This is a genomic window from Maritimimonas sp. 2210JD6-3 (assembly GCF_056591795.1).
This window is the reverse complement of sequence record NZ_JBWQOJ010000002.1, coordinates 158,319-179,853: the sequence shown is the minus strand read 5'-3', so window position 1 is coordinate 179,853 and position 21,535 is coordinate 158,319. Positions and strand designations below refer to the sequence as shown.

16 protein-coding genes and 5 tRNA genes are annotated in these 21,535 nt (G+C 33.9%); 1 reads left to right on the top strand and 20 read right to left on the bottom strand.

The genetic code is table 11. The annotated features are described in order from the left end of the window. Nucleotides 1-2: 2 nt before the first annotated feature. The 17 genes from rpoC to rpsU all read right to left on the bottom strand — a co-directional run bounded on the left by rpoC (nt 3) and on the right by rpsU (nt 14,983). Nucleotides 3-4,277: a DNA-directed RNA polymerase subunit beta' gene (gene rpoC / locus AC1EUY_RS02280; RefSeq protein WP_480193875.1), complete on the bottom strand. Its 4,275-nt coding sequence runs from the start codon at nt 4,275-4,277 to the stop codon at nt 3-5. An 83-nt stretch (nt 4,278-4,360) separates the two neighbouring features. Further along, nucleotides 4,361-8,176: a DNA-directed RNA polymerase subunit beta gene (gene rpoB / locus AC1EUY_RS02275; RefSeq protein ID WP_480193874.1), complete on the bottom strand. Its 3,816-nt coding sequence runs from the start codon at nt 8,174-8,176 to the stop codon at nt 4,361-4,363. 123 nt (nt 8,177-8,299) lie between these two features. Continuing rightward, nucleotides 8,300-8,680, bottom strand: a complete 381-nt coding sequence (rplL, locus tag AC1EUY_RS02270) for a 50S ribosomal protein L7/L12 (protein ID WP_480193873.1) — start codon at nt 8,678-8,680, stop codon at nt 8,300-8,302. A 45-nt stretch (nt 8,681-8,725) separates the two neighbouring features. Continuing rightward, complete coding sequence (gene rplJ, locus AC1EUY_RS02265; protein WP_480193872.1) at nt 8,726-9,247, bottom strand: 50S ribosomal protein L10; 522 nt, start codon at nt 9,245-9,247, stop codon at nt 8,726-8,728. Between the two features lie 21 nt (nt 9,248-9,268). Further along, nucleotides 9,269-9,961 (bottom strand): 50S ribosomal protein L1, encoded by a 693-nt coding sequence (gene rplA, locus AC1EUY_RS02260; protein ID WP_480193871.1) that lies wholly within the window; start codon nt 9,959-9,961, stop codon nt 9,269-9,271. A 21-nt stretch (nt 9,962-9,982) separates the two neighbouring features. Then, entirely contained in the window at nt 9,983-10,420 is a 438-nt protein-coding gene (gene rplK, locus AC1EUY_RS02255; RefSeq protein ID WP_480193870.1) for a 50S ribosomal protein L11, read from the bottom strand. A gap of 66 nt (nt 10,421-10,486) precedes the next feature. Continuing rightward, nucleotides 10,487-11,038, bottom strand: a complete 552-nt coding sequence (gene nusG / locus AC1EUY_RS02250; protein ID WP_480193869.1) for a transcription termination/antitermination protein NusG — start codon at nt 11,036-11,038, stop codon at nt 10,487-10,489. 6 nt (nt 11,039-11,044) lie between these two features. Further along, nucleotides 11,045-11,236: a preprotein translocase subunit SecE gene (gene secE / locus AC1EUY_RS02245; RefSeq protein ID WP_480193868.1), complete on the bottom strand. Its 192-nt coding sequence runs from the start codon at nt 11,234-11,236 to the stop codon at nt 11,045-11,047. A gap of 42 nt (nt 11,237-11,278) precedes the next feature. Beyond that, a tRNA-Trp gene (locus AC1EUY_RS02240) sits at nt 11,279-11,351 on the bottom strand. A 124-nt stretch (nt 11,352-11,475) separates the two neighbouring features. Continuing rightward, nucleotides 11,476-12,660, bottom strand: coding sequence for an elongation factor Tu (gene tuf / locus AC1EUY_RS02235; RefSeq protein ID WP_480193867.1), 1,185 nt, complete (start codon nt 12,658-12,660; stop codon nt 11,476-11,478). Nucleotides 12,661-12,718: 58 nt separating this feature from the next. Continuing rightward, nucleotides 12,719-12,790 (bottom strand) — tRNA-Thr (locus AC1EUY_RS02230). 175 nt (nt 12,791-12,965) lie between these two features. Further along, a tRNA-Gly gene (locus AC1EUY_RS02225) sits at nt 12,966-13,038 on the bottom strand. A 166-nt stretch (nt 13,039-13,204) separates the two neighbouring features. Beyond that, nucleotides 13,205-13,287 (bottom strand) — tRNA-Tyr (locus AC1EUY_RS02220). Nucleotides 13,288-13,321: 34 nt separating this feature from the next. Further along, nucleotides 13,322-13,395, bottom strand: a tRNA-Thr gene (locus AC1EUY_RS02215). Nucleotides 13,396-13,506: 111 nt separating this feature from the next. After that, the gene (gene hpf / locus AC1EUY_RS02210; RefSeq protein WP_480193866.1) at nt 13,507-13,812 is read right to left on the bottom strand and encodes a ribosome hibernation-promoting factor, HPF/YfiA family; all 306 of its coding nucleotides are present in this window, start codon (nt 13,810-13,812) and stop codon (nt 13,507-13,509) included. A gap of 5 nt (nt 13,813-13,817) precedes the next feature. Beyond that, the gene (locus AC1EUY_RS02205; RefSeq protein ID WP_480193865.1) at nt 13,818-14,705 is read right to left on the bottom strand and encodes a tyrosine-type recombinase/integrase; all 888 of its coding nucleotides are present in this window, start codon (nt 14,703-14,705) and stop codon (nt 13,818-13,820) included. Between the two features lie 83 nt (nt 14,706-14,788). After that, the gene (gene rpsU / locus AC1EUY_RS02200; RefSeq protein ID WP_480193864.1) at nt 14,789-14,983 is read right to left on the bottom strand and encodes a 30S ribosomal protein S21; all 195 of its coding nucleotides are present in this window, start codon (nt 14,981-14,983) and stop codon (nt 14,789-14,791) included. Between the two features lie 129 nt (nt 14,984-15,112). On the opposite strand from rpsU, the gene AC1EUY_RS02195 reads away from it, so the two are divergent. Further along, nucleotides 15,113-16,090: an endonuclease/exonuclease/phosphatase family protein gene (locus AC1EUY_RS02195; RefSeq protein ID WP_480193863.1), complete on the top strand. Its 978-nt coding sequence runs from the start codon at nt 15,113-15,115 to the stop codon at nt 16,088-16,090. Here the strand turns inward: AC1EUY_RS02195 and AC1EUY_RS02190 are convergent. From AC1EUY_RS02190 to AC1EUY_RS02180, 3 genes are all read right to left on the bottom strand, one after another. Beyond that, complete coding sequence (locus AC1EUY_RS02190) at nt 16,082-16,558, bottom strand: DinB family protein (RefSeq protein WP_480193862.1); 477 nt, start codon at nt 16,556-16,558, stop codon at nt 16,082-16,084. The two genes, AC1EUY_RS02195 and AC1EUY_RS02190, sit on opposite strands and share 9 nt — an antisense overlap. A gap of 178 nt (nt 16,559-16,736) precedes the next feature. Beyond that, nucleotides 16,737-19,238, bottom strand: a complete 2,502-nt coding sequence (locus tag AC1EUY_RS02185) for a zinc-dependent metalloprotease (protein ID WP_480193861.1) — start codon at nt 19,236-19,238, stop codon at nt 16,737-16,739. Nucleotides 19,239-19,386: 148 nt separating this feature from the next. Next, on the bottom strand, nt 19,387-21,033 hold the full coding sequence (locus AC1EUY_RS02180) for a hypothetical protein (protein WP_480193860.1): 1,647 nt from the start codon (nt 21,031-21,033) through the stop codon (nt 19,387-19,389). Nucleotides 21,034-21,535 lie beyond the last annotated feature (502 nt).

Genomic DNA, 21,535 nt, shown 5'->3' with positions numbered 1-21,535 from the left:
AGTTAATTAACTTCTTCTATTTCTTCGTTAGAACCTACAATTAAATTATCATAGAAACGCATACCAGTACCAGCAGGTATTTTCTTACCTACAATTACATTCTCTTTTAAGCCTTCTAAATAATCAATCTTACCACTTACTGCAGCTTGATTTAATACTTTAGTAGTCTCTTGGAACGAAGCCGCAGAAATAAATGATTTCGTTTGTAATGAAGCTCTCGTAATACCTTGTAAGATTGGTTCTGCTGTTGCAGGAACCGCATCTCTCGCTTCTACTAATGCTTTATCTGCTCTACGTAAAATAGAGTTTTCATCTCTTAATTTACGTGTAGTGATAATTTGACCTGCTTTTAAATTTTCAGAATCACCAGCATTTTCAACTACTTTCATACCATAAATAGCATCATTTTCTTCAATGAAATCATTTTTATGTACCAATTGACTTTCTAAGAAAATAGTATCACCAGAATCAATAATCTTCACTTTACGCATCATTTGACGTACTACCACTTCAAAGTGTTTATCATTAATCTTCACACCTTGTAAACGATATACTTCTTGAATTTCATTTACTAAATATTCTTGCACTGCCGCAGGACCTTTGATCTTTAAAATATCAGAAGGAGTTGTAGCTCCATCAGATAAAGGCATACCTGCTTTAATAAAGTCATTTTCTTGTACTAAAATTTGATTTGATAGTTTTACCAAATACTTCTTAATATCTCCTAGTTTAGACTCTACAATAATTTCACGATTACCTCGCTTGATTTTACCAAAAGATACAACACCATCAATTTCAGAAACGACAGCTGGGTTCGATGGATCACGTGCTTCAAACAATTCGGTTACACGTGGTAAACCACCTGTAATATCGCCTGCTTTACCTGATTTACGTGGAATCTTCACTAAAATCTTACCTGCTTCAATCTCATCACCTTCATCAACCATTAAATGCGCACCTACTGGTAAACTGTATGAACGTACTGTTTCTCCTTTTTTATCTTCAATAATTAAAGTTGGGGCAATCTTTTTATTCTTAGATTCAGAAATTACTTTCTCTTGGAAACCTGTTTGCTCATCAATCTCAACTTGATATGTAATACCTTGTTGAATATTTTCGAATGCTACCTTACCCGCAAATTCAGATACAATTACACCGTTATAAGGATCCCATTTACAAATAACATCACCTTTCTTAATTGACTTCGCATCTTTTACTAAGATATGAGAACCATAAGGTATATTATTCGTACTTAAAGTAAGACCAGACTTACTATCGATAACCTTAATTTCTGAAGTTCTAGAAATAACGATATCTACTTTATTTCCATCATTATCAAGTCCTTCAACTGTCTTTAAATCATCAATTTCTATAGTTCCATTAAACTTAGCAGTAAGTGAGTTTTCTTCTGAAATATTACCAGCAATACCACCTACGTGGAACGTACGTAATGTTAACTGCGTACCTGGTTCACCGATCGACTGTGCAGCAATAACACCTACAGCCTCACCAATTTGAACCATTTTACGAGTTGACAAACTATGGCCATAACAATTCGCACAAATACCTCTAGAAGATTCACATGTTAAGGCAGAACGTACATCTACAGATTCGATATCTGAGCCCTCTATTTTTCTAACAACATCTTCATCGATAAGTTCTCCTGCACTTACCAATAAATCATCAGTACCTGGGGCATATACATCATTTAAAGAAATTCTTCCCAAAATTCTTTCTCCTAAAGTTTCGACGATTTCATCATTCTTCTTTAAAGGATTAACCTCTAGACCTCTTAATGTACCACAATCTGTTTCATTAATAATTACGTCTTGAGATACATCAACTAAACGACGTGTTAAATAACCTGCATCGGCAGTTTTTAAAGCCGTATCGGCAAGACCTTTACGTGCACCGTGCGTAGAGATAAAGTATTCTAGAATTGAAAGTCCTTCTTTAAAGTTAGAAAGAATAGGGTTTTCAATAATCTCACCACCACCTGCAGTAGATTTTTTAGGCTTTGCCATCAAACCACGCATACCTGTTAACTGACGAATCTGTTCTTTAGATCCCCTCGCACCAGAATCTAACATCATATATACTGAGTTAAATCCTTGTTGATCTTCGCGAAGACGTTTCATCGACAATTCAGTCAATTTATTATTGGTAGATCCCCAAATATCAATTACCTGATTGTAACGTTCTTTATTTGTTAACATACCCATATTATAGCTTGCTATAATGGTATCTACTTGCTCATTAGCATCAGAGATCATTTTATGTTTCTCTTCAGGAATAATGATATCACCTAAACTAAATGACAATCCGCCTCTGAAAGCGAATTGATACCCCATTCCTTTAATAGCATCTAAGAATTCACCTGTTCTAGGTACATCTGTAGCTTTTAAAATATCACCAATAATATCTCTTAATGATTTTTTAGTCAATACAGCATTAATATACCCAGCTTCTTCAGGAACCACTTCATTAAATAAAACTCTACCTACTGTAGTTTCAATAATTTGTGTAGTTAACTCTCCGTTCTCATCAAGATCTTTAGTACGTACTTTAATTCCAGCATTTAAGTCCACTTGCTTTTCGTTAAAAGCAATGGTTACTTCTTCTGGAGAATAGAATGTACTTCCTTCTCCTTTTACTTTATGATCTTTCGTTGATCTACGCTCTTTGGTCATATAATATAAACCAAGAACCATATCTTGAGAAGGTACCGTAATTGGTGAACCGTTTGCCGGATTCAAAATACTATGAGAAGCTAGCATTAATAACTGTGCTTCTAAAATAGCCTCAGGACCTAAAGGTAAATGTACTGCCATCTGGTCACCATCAAAATCGGCGTTAAATGCCGTACATACTAATGGGTGTAATTGAATCGCTTTACCTTCAATTAATTTCGGTTGAAATGCTTGAATACCTAAACGGTGTAATGTAGGAGCACGGTTGAGTAATACTGGATGTCCTTTTAAAACATTTTCAAGAATATCCCATACTACTGGCTCACGCTTATCTATAATTTTCTTTGCAGATTTTACAGTTTTTACAATACCTCTTTCTATTAATTTACGAATAATAAAAGGTTTATAAAGCTCTGCTGCCATATCTTTTGGCAATCCACACTCATATAACTTTAATTCTGGGCCAACAACAATTACCGAACGTGCAGAATAATCAACACGCTTACCTAATAAGTTTTGACGGAAACGTCCTTGCTTACCCTTTAAGGAATCTGATAATGATTTTAAAGGTCTATTAGATTCTGTTTTAACTGCTGATGATTTACGTGTGTTATCAAATAATGAATCTACAGATTCTTGTAACATACGTTTCTCATTACGTAAAATTACTTCAGGAGCTTTAATCTCCATTAATCTTTTTAAACGATTGTTACGAATAATTACACGACGATAAAGATCATTTAAATCAGATGTAGCAAAACGACCCCCATCTAATGGAACTAACGGACGTAATTCTGGTGGTGTAACTGGTACCACCTTCATGATCATCCATTCTGGTTTATTCTCTCTATTCTTATTCGCTTCACGGAAAGACTCTACAACATTCAAACGTTTCAATGCTTCCATCTTACGTTGTTTCGAAGTCTCAGTATTTGCTTTATGTCTTAATTCATATGATAATTCATCTAAGTCTATACGTGCTAAAAGGTCAATTAAACATTCAGCACCCATTTTAGCGATAAACTTATTAGGGTCAGTATCATCTAAATATTGATTTTCAACTGGGAACGATTCTAAAATATCCAAATATTCTTCTTCCGTTAAGAAATCCATTTTTTGTAATGGCTCTCCTTCAGCATTTGTTGCTCCCGCAGGTTGAATTACTACGTAACGTTCGTAGTAAATGATCATATCTAATTTCTTAGAGGGTAACCCTAAAAGATACCCCATCTTATTTGGTAATGATCTAAAATACCAAATATGTGCAACAGGAACTACTAAATTAATGTGTCCCACTCTATCTCTACGAACTTTCTTTTCAGTTACTTCTACACCACATCGGTCACAGATAATTCCCTTATAACGAATACGCTTATACTTACCACAAGCACACTCATAATCTTTAATAGGACCAAAAATACGTTCACAAAATAAACCATCTCTTTCAGGTTTATGCGTACGATAGTTGATGGTCTCTGGTTTTAAAACCTCACCTCTTGAGGTTTCAAGAATAGCTTCTGGTGAAGCTAAACCAATAGAAATTTTATTGAATTTTTTTACAGTGTACTTTTCTCTTTGTTTTGCCATGATATGTTATAGTACTATGTTGTATTGTAAAATTTAAAGTTTTCTATACCTGCCTGAATAATACGGGTAGGTATAGAAATGAATTATTCTTCTAATCTAACGTCTAAACCTAAACCTTTCAGTTCGTGCATTAATACGTTGAATGATTCTGGTAAGCCAGGTTCTGGCATAGGTTCACCTTTTACGATAGACTCGTACGTCTTAGCTCTACCTAATACATCATCAGACTTTACAGTTAAGATTTCACGTAAGGTACTCGATGCTCCATAAGCTTCTAGTGCCCATACTTCCATCTCACCAAAACGTTGACCACCAAACTGTGCTTTACCACCTAATGGTTGTTGTGTAATTAATGAGTAAGGTCCTATAGAACGTGCGTGCATCTTATCTTCAATCATATGTCCTAATTTGATCATATAGATTACACCAACAGTAGCTGGCTGATCGAACCGTTCACCTGTACCACCGTCATATAAATAGGTGTGTCCAAATTCTGGTACACCTGCTTTATTTGTTAATTCTGTAATCTGATCTATTGAAGCACCATCAAAAATTGGTGTTGCATATTTCTGATCTAATTTCTGACCTGCCCACCCAAGAACAGTTTCATAAATCTGACCAATATTCATACGCGATGGTACACCTAATGGATTCAATACAATATCTACTGGAGTTCCATCTTCTAAGAATGGCATATCTTCAGCTCTAACAATACGAGCTACAATACCTTTGTTACCATGACGACCCGCCATCTTATCACCTACCTTTAGCTTACGTTTCTTAGCAACATAAATCTTTGCTAATTTTACAATACCTGCAGGTAATTCATCACCAACGGTAATTGTAAATTTCTCACGACGTAAAGCACCTTGTAAGTCACTTACTTTAATCTTGTAATTGTGAATTAATTCACTAATTAATTTATTCGTATGTGTATCGGTAGTCCAGGTACCTTTCGTTAAGTGCTCAAAATCATTTACAGCATTTAACATTTTTAAAGTAAACTTCTTACCTTTTGGTAAAATTTCTTCGCCAAGATCATTCTGTATGCCTTGGGCCGTTTTACCATTTACGAGTTTGAATAATTTCTCTACTAAACGATCTTTAAGCACTACGAATTTAGAAGTAAAATCTGCTTCTAATCGCTCTAGTTCTTCTTTATCTTGACTTCGTTTCGTCTTATCTTTAATAGTTCTCTTAAATAATTTCTTGTCGATTACTACTCCTTTTAGTGAAGGAGAGGCCTTAAGAGACGCGTCTTTTACATCACCTGCATTATCACCGAAAATAGCACGAAGTAATTTCTCTTCTGGCGTTGGGTCAGATTCACCTTTTGGTGTAATTTTTCCGATAAGGATATCACCAGGCTTCACTTCAGCACCAATACGAATCATTCCATTTTCATCAAGGTCTTTCGTAGCTTCTTCTGATACATTAGGAATATCTGCTGTTAATTCTTCAGCTCCTAATTTTGTATCACGAACATCTAAAGAATACTCGTCGATATGAATAGAAGTAAATACATCTTCTCGAACTACTCTTTCAGAAATCACAATTGCATCCTCAAAGTTATACCCTTTCCAAGGCATAAAGGCTACTTTCATATTTCTACCTAATGCTAATTCACCTTTTTCGGTAGCATATCCTTCACATAGCACTTGTCCTTTTTTAACCTTATCTCCTTTTTGAACAATTGGGTGTAGGTTAATTGAAGTACCTTGATTTGTTTTTCTAAACTTAATTAAGTTATATGTTTTCTCATCTTCATCAAAGCTCACAAGCTTCTGCTCATCATTACGATCATATTTGATGGTAATCTTATCAGAATCTACATATTCAACCACACCATTTCCTTCTGCATTAATCAAAATTCTTGAATCAGTAGCAACTCTACGCTCTAAACCTGTACCTACGATTGGTGATTCAGGACGCATTAATGGAACTGCCTGACGCATCATATTCGATCCCATCAAAGCACGGTTCGCATCATCATGTTCTAAGAACGGAATTAACGAAGCCGAAATAGATGAAATCTGATTTGGTGAAACATCCATATAATCTACATCAGATGGTGTTACTAATGGAAAATCACCTTCTTCACGAGCAACAACTTTATCTAACGTAATGTTACCACTAGTATCAAGATCTAAATTAGATTGGGCAATTTTTTTACCTTCTTCTTCTTCAGCACTTAAATAAATAGGTTCTTTCTTTACATCTACATTGCCCTCAACAACTTCGCGGTAGGGTGTCTCGATGAATCCTAAATTATTCACTTTAGCATACACAGATAGTGAAGAGATTAGACCAATATTTGGTCCTTCAGGTGTTTCAATTGGGCATAGACGACCATAATGTGTGTAGTGAACATCACGCACCTCAAAACCAGCTCTTTCTCTTGATAAACCTCCAGGTCCTAATGCCGATAATCTACGCTTATGCGTAATCTCAGCTAATGGATTGGTTTGATCCATAAATTGAGATAATTGGTTAGTACCAAAGAATGAGTTTATAACAGATGATAAAGTCTTTGCATTAATCAAATCAATTGGCGTGAACACTTCATTATCACGAACATTCATGCGCTCACGAATGGTTCTTGCCATACGCGATAGACCAACACCAAACTGTCCTGCTAACTGCTCTCCTACAGTTCTTACACGACGATTTGATAAGTGATCAATGTCATCAACTTCTGCCTTTGAGTTTACTAATTTAATTAAGTTTTTAATGATGGTAATGATATCTAACTTCGTCAATACCTCTTGTTCGATATCAATATCAAGTCCTAATTTTTTATTCATTCTGTAACGACCTACCTCACCGAGGCTATAACGTTGTTCAGAAAAGAATAATTTATTAATAATACCTTTTGCAGTATCATAATCTGGCGGTTCAGCATTTCGTAACTGACGGTAGATATGCTCAACAGCTTCTTTCTCTGAATTTGTAGGATCTTTCTGAAGCGTATTATGAATGATCGCATAATCACCCATATTATCATCTTCTTTGTGTAACAAGATCGTTTTTGCACCAGATTCTAAAATCTCTTCTATATGTTCTTTTTCAAGAATCGTATCACGATCTAAAATAATCTCATTACGCTCTATAGATACCACTTCACCTGTATCTTCATCAACAAAATCTTCATGCCATGTTTTTAATACTCTTGCCGCTAATTTGCGATCTAAGTATTTTTTTAAACCACTTTTAGAAACCTTTACTTCATCAGCCAGATCAAATATTTCAAGAATATCTTTATCACGCTCATATCCAATTGCTCTAAACAATGTAGTTACTGGTAATTTTTTCTTTCTATCAATATAGGCGTACATTACGCTATTGATATCAGTAGCAAATTCAATCCAAGAACCTTTAAAAGGTATTACTCTTGCTGAGTATAACTTTGTTCCGTTGGCGTGAAATGACTGACCGAAGAAAACTCCTGGAGAACGATGTAATTGTGAAACAACTACACGCTCGGCACCATTGATTACAAATGTACCGCTGTGTGTCATATAAGGAATAACACCTAAATACACATCTTGTACAATGGTTTCAAAGTCTTCATGTTCTGGATCTGTACAGTATAATTTTAAACGAGCTTTTAAAGGTACACTATATGTTAAACCACGTTCAATACATTCTTGAATTGAATATCTTGGCGGATCAACAAAATAATCTATAAACTCTAATACAAATTGGTTTCTCGTATCAGTGATAGGAAAATTATCTGAGAATGTTTTAAATAAACCTTCATCACCTCTTTCGTCTGCCTTCGTTTCTAATTGAAAGAAATCTTGGAAAGACTTAATTTGAATATCAAGAAAATCAGGATAGTCAGTAGTTAATTTGGCTGATGCGAAGTTTAATCTTTCAGTACTTTTTGTTGTTGACAATGGAGAAAATTTTAAGTTAAAACCTATGAAAATATATGAGCGATTATATACGCAAAATGGTTTAGGTCATTTCGGGATTGATTCCGAAAGACCTAAACCTAAATTGTTTAAGCTAAAAAGAGCTTACTTAAGCTCAACTTCAGCTCCAGCTTCTTCTAAAGATTTTTTAAGACCTTCAGCTTCGTCTTTAGAAACACCTTCTTTTACAGGAGCAGGTGCACTATCTACGATACCTTTAGCTTCTTTAAGACCTAAACCAGTTAATTCTTTAACTAATTTTACAACAGCCAATTTAGCTCCACCAGCTGCTTTTAAGATCACATCAAATTCTGTTTGCTCATCTCCACCACCAGCTGCATCACCACCAGCTGCAGGACCGGCTACAGCTACAGCTGCAGCAGCAGGCTCTATACCGTATTCTTCTTTTAAAATATCTGCTAATTCATTAACTTCTTTTACAGTTAAGTTAACCAATTGTTCTGCGAAATCTTTTAACTCTGCCATTTTAGTTTGTTTTAATTTTTATTATTCTAAGTTTATTGTGTGTGTTTAATTCTCTTTTTCTGATAATGTTTTTAAAATTCCAGATAATGTACCACCTCCAGATTGTAATGCTGAAATAACATTCTTAGCTGGTGATTGTAATAATCCAATGATTTCACCTATTAATTCTTCTTTAGATTTAATATTTACTAAAGTGTCTAACTGCTCATCACCAACATAAATTGATTCTTCAATATATGCTCCTTTAAGCAATGGTTTTTTAGATTTTTTACGGAATTCTTTAATAACTTTCGCAGGTGCATTACTTACTTCAGAAATCATTAAAGAAGTATTTCCTTTTAATATTTCTGGTAATTCACCAAAATCTTTATCAGATTTTTCCATTGCTTTAGAAAGCAATGTGTTTTTAACGACCGCCAATTTAACGTTTGCTTTAAAACAAGCTCTACGTAAATTAGTAGTACTTAATGCATCTAAGCCTGAAATATCAGCTAGATAGATAGTACTATTATCAGTTAATTGGCTCGTTAAATTATCTATTACTTGTGATTTTTCTTCTCTAGTCATAATTGAAAAAATTTAACTTACTTATACAACTGATTTTGCATCTATCTCAATACCAGGACTCATCGTACTAGACATGTAGATACTTTTAATATATGTTCCTTTTGCAGTATTTGGCTTTAGTTTTATTATTGTTGATAATAATTCTTGAGCATTTCCTGCAATTTTATCTGCATCAAAAGATGATTTACCTACAGCAGCATGAACGATACCCGTTTTATCAACTTTAAAATCGATCTTACCACCTTTTACATCTTTAACTGCTTTAGCCACGTCCATTGTTACTGTACCAGTTTTTGGGTTTGGCATTAAACCTCTAGGACCTAAAACTCTACCTAAAGGACCTAGTTTACCCATAATACTTGGCATGGTTACAATAACGTCAACATCTGTCCATCCTCCTTTTATTTTTTGAAGGTATTCATCTAAACCTACATAATCAGCTCCAGCTTCTTTAGCTTCTGCTTCTTTATCAGGAGTAACTAATGCTAATACTTTAACATCTTTACCAGTTCCGTGCGGCAATGTTACTACACCACGTACCATCTGATCAGCTTTTCTAGGATCTACACCTAAACGTATTGCTAAATCTACAGATGCATCAAACTTTACTTTTGTTACCTCTTTGACTAAAGCAGATGCCTCAGTTAAAGTATATGCCTTATTAGGCTCTACTTTAGCTCTAGCTTCTTTTTGCTTTTTAGTTAATTTTGCCATCTTTCTATAAAATTATAAAGTTTAAACAGGTGCGTTTCCTTTTACTTTAATACCCATTGAACGAGCAGTACCAGCCATCATTTTCATTGCAGACTCGACAGTAAATGCATTTAAATCGGGCATTTTGTCTTCAGCAATCGTACGAAGCTGATCCCAAGTTACCGTAGCAACTTTCTTTCGGTTAGGCTCACCAGAACCTTTTTTAACTTTAGCTGCTTCTAAAATTTGTACTGCAGCTGGTGGAGTTTTAATAACAAAATCAAAAGATTTGTCTGTATAAACTGTAATAGCTACAGGTAAAACTTTACCTTGTTTATCTTGAGTTCTCGCATTAAATTGCTTACAGAACTCCATGATGTTAACTCCGGCAGCACCTAAAGCAGGTCCAACAGGTGGCGAAGGATTAGCTGCACCTCCACGAACTTGTAATTTTACAACCTTACTAACTTCTTTTGCCATTTTTTAAACTTTAGCGTTATGATCTCACAAATGTTGGAAGCTATTGTGATCTCAAATATGTAACATTTATGAAATTTTTTCTACTTGCATATAACTTAATTCTAATGGTGTTTTTCTTCCGAAAATCTTCACCATTACTTCAAGCTTACGCTTTTCTTCATTTATTTTTTCTATGGTACCATCAAATCCATTAAACGGACCATCAATCACCTTAACTGTTTCTCCTATTATGTAAGGGATCGCTATATTATCACTCTGCACGGCTAACTCATCTACCTTACCTAACATTCTATTCACCTCAGACTTACGTAATGGTACAGGATCACCACCTTTTGTTTCTCCTAAAAATCCAATAACACCAGTTACAGATTTAATAACGTGTGGTAGTTCGCCACTTAAATTTGCTTCTACCATAATGTAACCAGGAAAATAAACACGCTCTTTGTTTATTTTCTTACCGTTACGAATTTGAATAACTTTTTCTGTAGGCACTAATACCTGATCAACATAGTCACTTAAACCCAAGCGCGCTACTTCGTTTTCGATATAGGTCTTTACTTTATTTTCTTGACCACCTATAGCCCTAACTACATACCATTTCTTCACAGAATCAGCCATTATCTATTATTTAAATAGGTTAAAATATTGCTCTAAGCCTAATTGAAAAACCTTATCTACAGCAAATACAGCAAGTGCAAACAATACTGAAAACACCGCTACTACCACCGTAGATTTCTGTGCTTCCGACATCGGAATCCAACTTACTTGTGTGTTCAATTCTTTAAAAGAATCTTTTATATAGTTTACAATACTCATTTTACTTTTTTTGTATGGAAAACGTATTTCCAAATTTATTAGCACGGGTTGAGAGACTCGAACTCCCGACACCTGGTTTTGGAGACCAGTGCTCTACCAACTGAGCTAAACCCGTATTTGGGTTTTAACTTTACTTTGAAAAAAATCAAAATTAGCTTACACCCGTATAGAATATAAGGTGCTTCTCTTTTCAAAGAAGCACCTATCTATAATATATCTAACTAAAAACTAGGTGTGTCTTATAAAATTTCAGTAACCTGACCCGCACCTACCGTTCTACCACCTTCACGGATAGCGAAACGTAAACCAACATTCATTGCGATTGGTTGGTGTAAATCAACTGTAATTGTAAGGTTATCACCTGGCATTACCATTTCTACTCCATCAGGTAAGTTAATTGTACCTGTTACATCTGTAGTTCTTACGTAGAACTGTGGACGGTAGTTATTATGGAATGGTGTGTGACGACCACCTTCTTCTTTTTTAAGGATATAAACCTCTGCCTTGAATTTATCATGTGGAGTTACAGAACCTGGCTTACAGATTACCATACCTCTTTTGATATCAGTCTTTTCAATACCTCTTAATAAGATACCTACATTATCTCCAGCTTCACCTCTGTCTAATATCTTACGGAACATCTCAACACCTGTAATAGTAGATGTTAATTTTTCAGCTCCCATACCAATAATATCTACAGCATCACCTGTGTTAGCAACACCAGTCTCAATACGACCAGTTGCTACAGTACCACGACCTGTAATTGAGAATACATCTTCGATTGGCATTAAGAAATCTTTTTCAACCTCACGTACTGGTTCTTCGATCCAAGAATCAACAGCTTCCATTAATTCCATAACGGTATCTACCCATTTTTGCTCACCATTAAGTGCACCTAAAGCAGAACCTTGAACTACAGGACCGTTATCACCATCATACTCATAGAAAGAAAGTAATTCTCTTACTTCCATATCTACTAATTCAAGTAATTCTTCATCATCAACCATATCACACTTGTTTAAGAAAACAACCATACGTGGTATACCTACTTGACGACCTAATAAGATATGCTCTCTCGTTTGTGGCATTGGTCCATCAGTAGCAGCAACTACTAAAATAGCACCATCCATTTGAGCAGCACCCGTTACCATGTTCTTTACATAATCCGCGTGACCAGGACAGTCAACGTGTGCATAGTGACGGTTAGCAGTTTGGTATTCTACGTGTGATGTATTAATAGTAATACCTCTTTCTTTTTCTTCTGGAGCATTATCAATAGAATCAAAATCTCTCTTCTCTGATAAACCAGCATTTGCTAATACAGTAGTAATAGCAGCAGTTAACGTAGTTTTACCGTGATCAACGTGTCCAATAGTACCAATATTTAAGTGTGGTTTGGAACGATCAAAAGTTTCTTTTGCCATGATTATTTAATTTAAATCTTAGTTATATATATTTAGTATTAATCTTTTGTTTGTTTTGAGCCAATGACGGGATTTGAACCCGTGGCCTCTTCCTTACCAAGGAAACGCTCTACCCCTGAGCTACACCGGCGTAAAGTTTTTAGTCTCTTTTACAGGAAAAGATTTCTGCCTTCGCAGAAATTTTAGAGCGAGAGACCGGGTTCACTTCGGCTACGCTCAGCACAAGCTTCTCACACCTGCACTTTTCTTTAAAAATGAAAATCTTACACAAAATTTTCATTTTTGATTTTCAATGAACCTTATTGAGCGAGAGACCGGGTTCGAACCGGCGACATTCAGCTTGGAAGGCTGACGCTCTACCAACTGAGCTACTCTCGCATTTTATCAGAAAATTTAAAATTTCTGAGTTGATAATTTCCGTTAAATAATGCTTGGATTATCTCACTTCGTTCGATGATCCTATTCGGGTACCCCGAACATTAATTTTAAATCTCAAAAAGTTTATAAAAACAAGTTTTTACCACTTTATCAATTTAAAACTATGTGGGGAGAGCAGGATTCGAACCTACGAAGTCGAAAGACAGCGGAGTTACAGTCCGCCCCAGTTGGCCGCTTTGGTATCTCCCCAACATTATTTTTATTCAAAGAACTTATATTTTTGAGCCGATAGAGGGACTCGAACCCACGACCTGCTGATTACAAATCAGCTGCTCTAGCCAGCTGAGCTATATCGGCTTATTTGTTCATTTTTTTGCATAAAAAAACAAACCGCTTTTTCTAACGGTTTGCAAATGTATAAAGTTTTCTTTTTTCTACAAAACTTTTTGAATTTATTTTTGAGAATTTTTATAAATGATGGGCGCGCTGTTTTTCTTTTCTTTTATTAAGCTGTCTTCGCAATGAATCTGCAGCTAAATCAACACATTCTTCAAACGTTCTACATTGTTTTTTCACCATGAGTTCTCCACCAGGAATATTTATTTTAATTTCAGCAATCTTATTTTCTTTTTCACTCGTGTTTTCAACTTTTAAATAAACATCAGATCCAATAATTTTATCATAGTATTTCTCTAAGTTATTAACCTTATCTTCTATAAAGTTTACCAACTTTCTGTCAACATTAAAATTTACTGATTGAATATGTACTTTCATAAACGTTAGGTTTTTGAGCTTCTCGGATGCGCTCGGTTATACACTTTCTTTAATTCATTCAAGCTGCTACTCGTATATACTTGCGTTGAAGCTAAGCTCGAATGACCCAACAATTCTTTTACAGAATTTAAATCTGCTCCTTCATTTAATAGATGCGTTGCAAAGGAATGCCTTATAATATGTGGACTTTTCTTTACTTTCGAAGAAACTTTACTAAAGTAGTTATTTATTACTCGATATACAAGTGTTCCATAGATTTTGTTTCCTTTTTTAGTAATGAATAAGACATTGTTATCTGTAAAATATTCCTTTCGAAAATCTAAGTACAAAGTCACTGTTTCTTTAATAGATTTCAACAAAGGAACGTAACGTTCTTTATTACGTTTCCCTAATATCTTAATCACTTCTTGCTGCAAATCTATATCTGAAATTTTAAGATTTATAAGTTCAGAACGCCGCATGCCTGTTGAGTAAAATAACTCTACAATAAGTCGATTTCTTATCGATTCGAAATCATTATCATTTACCAAACCTTCGATAACCAAACGCATTTCATCTTGAGAAAAGGGTACATGCATTTTTTTGGCAACCTTTAATGCCCTATGCTTTGCTAATGGGTTTTCTGCAATAGTTTTAGTTTTTAATAAAAATTTGTAGAACGCCTTTAATGAACTAATTTTTCTATTAATAGTTCTATTTGTAATCTCTTGATCAACCAAGAAAACAATCCAAGAGCGAATTTGTGAGTAATTGATATTTATAACGACATCATTATCAAAGGTAGATTTACAAAAAACTTGAAATGCCAACAGATCATCTTCATAAGCTTTTACAGTATGAGGTGAATACTTTTTTTCTAGCGACAAATACTCAGTAAATTTTTTAATAGGCATAAAAAAACCGTTAGCAAACAAAACTACAAATTGTCTTTGTTATTTACTAACGGTAAATTTTAAGTTTCTAGTGTTTTAGAAATCTATAACTCTTCTTTTGATCTAATACCTTGAACGTATTCTGCTTTTTGAATTTGCTTACGCTTTAACACAGAAGGTTTTGTAAAATGCTTACGTTCACGTAACTGTTTCATTGTTTGTGTACTTTGAAACTTACGTTTAAAACGTTTTAACGCTCTATCAATATTCTCACCATCTTTTACTGGAATTATTAGCATATTTTGATCCCTCCTTTCATGTCGTCTATGTATTTGTTTTTTAAGTTTTGGGCTGCAAAGATAAAAAGAATTTAAATATCAACAATTTAATTGCAATTTTTTTAATGTAAAAATGATATATTCGTCACCATGAAAAAATTGATTCGACTTACTAGTGTGCTTATAGTAGCACTTATCATCTTTTCGGTATTATTTTTTTTATGGGCTTCTTCACCAAATTTTTCAGAAAAAGAATATGAAAAACTCATTACAAATGAGCAGTTTGATACTGTAAATACAGATTCTACCTATAATATTATTACCTATAATATTGGTTACCTCAGCGGAATGACAAATAATAAAGCTGTTGAAAAACCAAAATCATTATTTGATACTAATTTAAAAAGAGTAATGTATTTATTTGATTCGATTAATGCGGATATTATTGCATTTCAAGAAATAGATTACCAATCTGCGAGGTCATATGAAGTGAATCAACAAAATGAAATTGCTGCTATTGGGTATAAGTACATTGCAGAAGCCGTGAATTGGGATGAAACCTATGTACCATTTCCGTATTGGCCTCCAACCATGCATTTTGGCAAGATGCTTTCTGGGCAATCTATTTTAAGTAAATATCGGTTAAAAGATCATAAACGCATTGTGTTAGACCGTGTACAAGATGCTCCATTTTATAGAGATGCTCTCTATTTAGAACGCTTAGCGCAACTGGTAAAAGTAACACTAAATAATAAAGAAATAATCGTAATTAATGTTCATTTAGAAGCTTTTGACAAACCTACACGAAAAAAACAATTTGAATATGTAGTTGATTTATTTAATAAATATGCTTTAGATTATCCTACAATCTTACTAGGTGATTTTAATAGTGAAGCACGTAATAAAAATGCAGTAATTCAAAAATTACTTAATACACCTGAAATTGGTAATGCTGCTTTTGATAAAAACAATATTATTAATACGTATGACACTAAAGATCTGTTTGAACGTATTGATTATATCTTTTATACCAAAAATTACATTGAATATGTTGATGGAAGAGTATTACAAGAGTTCGGAGATGCTTCAGATCATTTACCCGTACTAATGCAATTTAAATTAAAATAACTCTTTTTCTCTAATCAGTTTCTTAAGGATTACGATTTGACCGAGATGATAATGCGTATGCTCAACAGTGCCTTGTAAGTTTCTATAATAGTTTCCATATTTTTCTTCGACAAAGGTCTCCCAAAGTTTTTCTTCAGATAATTGCTCAACCAAAGTAGCAAATCGTTCACCATCTTGCCATACCTTATTAAGTATGTTTTCCCAATCTTCTTTTGATGCAATCTCAGGAACATCAAAACTAAATTTATCATGTGCATTCAGTTCTTTTCCTTCTAATACTCTTATGGCGGCTGCAATAAAATAATGTATATGAAAGGTAAGCGCTGCGATGGTATTAAACGAATTTATTTGAGTAGTTGCTTCTTGCCAGGTAATATCTTCGAGATGTTCTTTTAAAAAAGACCAGGTCCAGTTTTTACCAAAATGTACTTCTCTAAAATGCTTTGCTATCTGTTGAGTTGTTTTCATTTTTTAGTTAGTTCGCTTATCGTAAAGATACGGTTCCGTTTTAATACCATCGCAGCGCTTAGTACAAGTTACCTATATCGACTGATATAGCGAAGTTCGAGGAAAATTCGTTAAGAAACAAACTAAATTAAAAAACCTCATCGAGGTGATGAGGCTTTTAATCTTTAAAAGATTATAATTATTTAGGGTCTAAAATCAAATCAATTCTCTCAAGAACATCTTGTAAGTGATACCTACTCATTCTATCTCTAGTAAGACTAATAGAAGCCCTAACATCTCTTTTTAAAGTCTCTAATTCTGCTCTGGCAATTGAACGAATATCCGACTGACTTATATTCACTCTCGTAGGCTTAAAATAAGGACTATTAAAGTTAGGTATATTTTGCTTTTCAGTCGTCATTAGATATTTTAATCTATCTACATACGCCTTTTGTAAATTTCTTTTATAAGTATCTATTTTTCTGCCTGTTCGTAATTCACCCCAAACGCCTTTTCGTAGATCATTCATCATCGAAATCAAGGTGTACGCATTCGAGCCATTCAATGTCTCATTTTCAATCATTCTAGACATTCTTCCAAAATCTAAAATATTATTGAGGGTTCTTACTTGTAATCCTCTCATACGCTCAACAGTACCTGCGTATTCAGTTTTACCAATGATGTTTTTATCTAACATCCACATAGGTGTATTGAACAATTCCTTATTTACAAATTGCAATGCTTTGCGTTGCTTATCTTTAGCAACATGGGTATATACAGCACCATCTTGATCTGCAGTTTTATAATATTCATAGACACCACCAATATTATTAGATACATGACCCATGTAACGGTTAAACTGCCCCATTACTTGTCCGTGCATGGTTTTTAGATCATCATATGTTTCGCCGTCTTTGGTAGTCCACTTTTCGAGGTTCGGTACAATACGTTTTAGGTTTGCTATACCATAGGTACTTGCTTTTACTGCATCATCACCTAAATCTTCTGTTTGCGAACTCGGATCTACAACACTAAATACTTGCTGATGGCCAAATCGATACATCGGATCACCTGCATGATCGGTAATCCATTTATCTAAAGTTTTCTTTTCGTCTTCAGCCGTCTTAGCGTCTAAAATAGGACGATATCCCCAACGAATCGCATGTTTATCATACACACCAATATTTGGCATTAAAGCAACTCCTTGATCGCCTGGTTGTGCTACATAATTAAAACGTGCATAATCCATAATGGAAGGTGCCGTACCATATTTTTGTGTAAATGAAGCTGAACGTAATGAATCGACTGGATACGCAACACTACTTCCCATATTATGTGGTAACCCAATGGTATGCCCAACTTCATGTGCAGAAACAAATCGAATTAAACGCCCCATAACCTCATCTTTAAATTCTAAGGTTTGTGCCTCTGGATTAATCGCTGCCGTTTGTACAAAGAACCAATTACGTAATAACAACATTACGTTATGATACCAGTTAATATCTGATTCTAAAATTTCACCAGATCTAGGATCGCTAACGTGAGGGCCGTTTGCATTCGGTATGGGTGATGCTAGATAACGTACTACTGAATACCGAACGTCTTCAGGGCTCCATTCAGGATCTTCTTCTTTTGTAGGTGGATCTTTAGCAATAATGGCATTTTTAAACCCTGCCTCTTCAAAAGCTACTTGCCAATCTTCAATACCTTGTTTGATATATTTACGCCACTTTTTAGGAGTCGCTCTATCTATATAATAGACAATTTGCTTTTTAGGTTCTACTAATTCTCCTCTTTTAAACTTCGCAATATCTTCATCTTTAACTTCTAGACGCCATCGATCTAAAAAGCGAATCGTTTTTGTTTTTTGTGCTTTATCTCCATAATCAGCTTGTCCTCTGGCGAACCATCCTACGCGTTCATCAAACATTCTGCGTTTCATAGGTTCTTTAGGCAATAATATCATAGAATTATTCATTTCTACCGATACTGTACCCGTGCTTCCGTTTGATGGAGGTGCACCCGCAGCATATGTTTTAACATGACGTGCTTCGATGTTTAACGGATAACTTTTTACACTTTCTATAAAAGATTTATTAGCATCAAGCCTGGAAATTTTATACTGTTTCCTTCTAAAATCAGGCATACCTAATGCCTTTACATCTTTATTGAATAAATCTGTTACATCTATTACTGTTGCTGTAGAATCCTTACTAAATGCTTTAATAGGAAATGTATATAATACAGGTTCGAAGTTTGAATTAACAACCGCTTCATGAACTGGTAAGGAATCTGCAGCCACCACTTGGTGCGACACTACCCTTAGTACTATTTTCTTTCCTTTTTTCTGCCAACGGAGTACCTGTGTATTCGCTTTTCCTCCTCCAAAACCGATGCCTGAAGCGGTTTTAGCGATACGGGTTACCATCAACATTTCACGTTCTAAAAGTGAATCAGGAATTTCGTACAAGAATTTATCATCTATTTGATGCACCTTAAATAAACCTTCATCGGTCTTTGCATCTTTAGTCACCACCTTACTGTAAGGTTGAATTGCTCCTTTTTTCGGTTTAGGTTTCGGAGCGGTTGCTTCTGTTTTTCCTCTCTTATTTTTCTTTTTTGATTTTTTTTGCGCTACTACATCAGTTGTAAAACCGACCATAAATAACACAAGTAGTACTTGAGTTAGTTTTTTAATCATGTGTATAAATTTATTTGATAGTAAGTCTCAACTTTAATAAAAAAGTTACAATACAAAATTAACAAATGTTAGCGAAATATTTCTTAAGGTACTGTTAAAGAAAAAACCAGCTTAAAGCTGGCTTCTTATATTTATGTCTTCATAAGTTCTATTTCGTTCCGTTACCACAAGAGTCATTATATTCTTGTACAAAAGCTACTAAACTTTCTTCTGTATTCGAAAAAGAACCGTCTTTAGCTAATTGTGCTAATTCAGGGCAATCAGCAACTAGCTTCGCTAATTTCTTTTTAAAGCCTATAGAATAGGCTAGTGATGATGTAGATTGACCTTTCTTGTCACCTGCTTTTTTAAATACAAGTTCTTTTTTATATTTATACAAGCCTAGTTTGTCTGATTTGTGTAATACCCTTACGAAATGGTATTTAGCACCATCTAAACTCACAACGTTACCTTGTGACTCTGTTTCAGAATTTGGCTTAAATTTTACTGCTTCATATTTTCTACCATTTGCTACAAAAGAAACATTCTCTTTTGCAAAATAGTTTTTAGATTTAACCTCATCATCATCCGTTAAAGTCATAATCTTCACAGCATTCTTAAAATAGTTTGTAAGATCTAAAGAAGACATGTCAACATCATTTGTAAGTTTTAAGGTAATCTTACCTTCAACTGTTGTACCATCAGCCTTAGTAAACACTGTTTCAATAAATTTATCTTTAGCAACTTCTTTTTCTGGAACTGCTGCTACTTGTGTTTCAGCTACCTCAAGCGCATCTGAATTATCAACAGTTTCAACTGGAAAATGACGTGAATTCAATTTATTGATTGTAAATAATTCTTTTAAACGATTACTTTCTTTTAGTAGCTTTTTACCATCACTCTTATCATAATCGTTTTCAATTACTTTGTTTGCGAACTCAATAGCTTTGTCTGGCATATCAAAATGATAGTATAAACGACCAATATTATAATAACTAGCATACTTCATTTTACGATGTTTCTTTTTATCTTCAGGGTACTTAGGTACGACACTCATAAAATAATCTACAATAGGTTGTAAATTCGGCTTTATTGCATCTAAAGATTCATCATGAGAAATTTTACCTAATACTTCTTTTATATCGGCTAAAGCTTTTTTGTGACCATCGTAATCATTATTCTTTTTTGAATCTAAAATCCAAAATAATTCATTGTATGTATAAGGTTCATAACCATATAATTTATTTAAGTTTTTATTAATTCTATAAATAGCATTATTAATAAACTCATTTCTAAACTTATCTTTTAAGTTTATAGAATTATTCTTGTAATAACTTGCAGCTTTCGTATATGAATTATACTCATTACCCTTATAGGTATTCTTTGAACTTCCTAAGGCATAAGAAAGTGGTTCTCCTTGAGAGTTTTGAATTTTATAAGAGCCTCTTGTAGAATAGGTAATTACCGGAGTATAATATCTTTCGGTACTTGTTACATTACCATCTTTATCTTTATTTACTTTTTCTCTTTTAGAGATTTCAACATTATCAACTATGATATTACCAATGTTGATATCAACGTTTAAAGTTCCTTCTTTGTTTAGTTTTTCAAAACCATAAATCTTAATTTCATTCGCTACTCTAGAATTATTAGAACTTATAGCATATGTTCTGAAGTTTTCATCAAGAATTGGTTCTGTTGGAAGATTGGTATATTTTACTTTTATATACTCTCGATCTAGATCTACTTTTTGTGCATTGATAGTTATAAGACCTAAAAATAAAATGGTTGATAGTAATAGGTTTTTTCTTGTCATGTTAGGGTTTTTAAATTTTAATATTTCCTCAAACGCAAGAAGCATATCATTATTTTATCAAAATCTATTTTTATTTTTACTCATAAAATTATGCGTGATTAAGAGTAGATAAAAAAGACCCCTAATTTACTAGGAGCCTTTTTGTAAAACGATCACTACATTATTATTTATATAACTCTTCTAAGACTAAGCTTTTTTTAAAGGTTTAATTATGTGCAAAAAAAAGCAGACTACTCAATAAATTAGAGTATTGAATTTTAATTATTTAACTAGCTATTCCGCTTGGAATTCCTTCATCTAAAATTACTGAAATTTTCTATTCAATTGAGGATGTTTTGTATAGAACTCGTTCCTTTCTGGTAAAAAGTCTATTGGTTAATGGTAAAAAACGAATTAGAACCTCAAAAATGAGTCTATTTGAGGTAATGCCCGTTCAAATTCTTTTTCATGTATCAGACTATAAAACTTTCAAAGACTTTTATCTTGATTATGTATCTAAGCA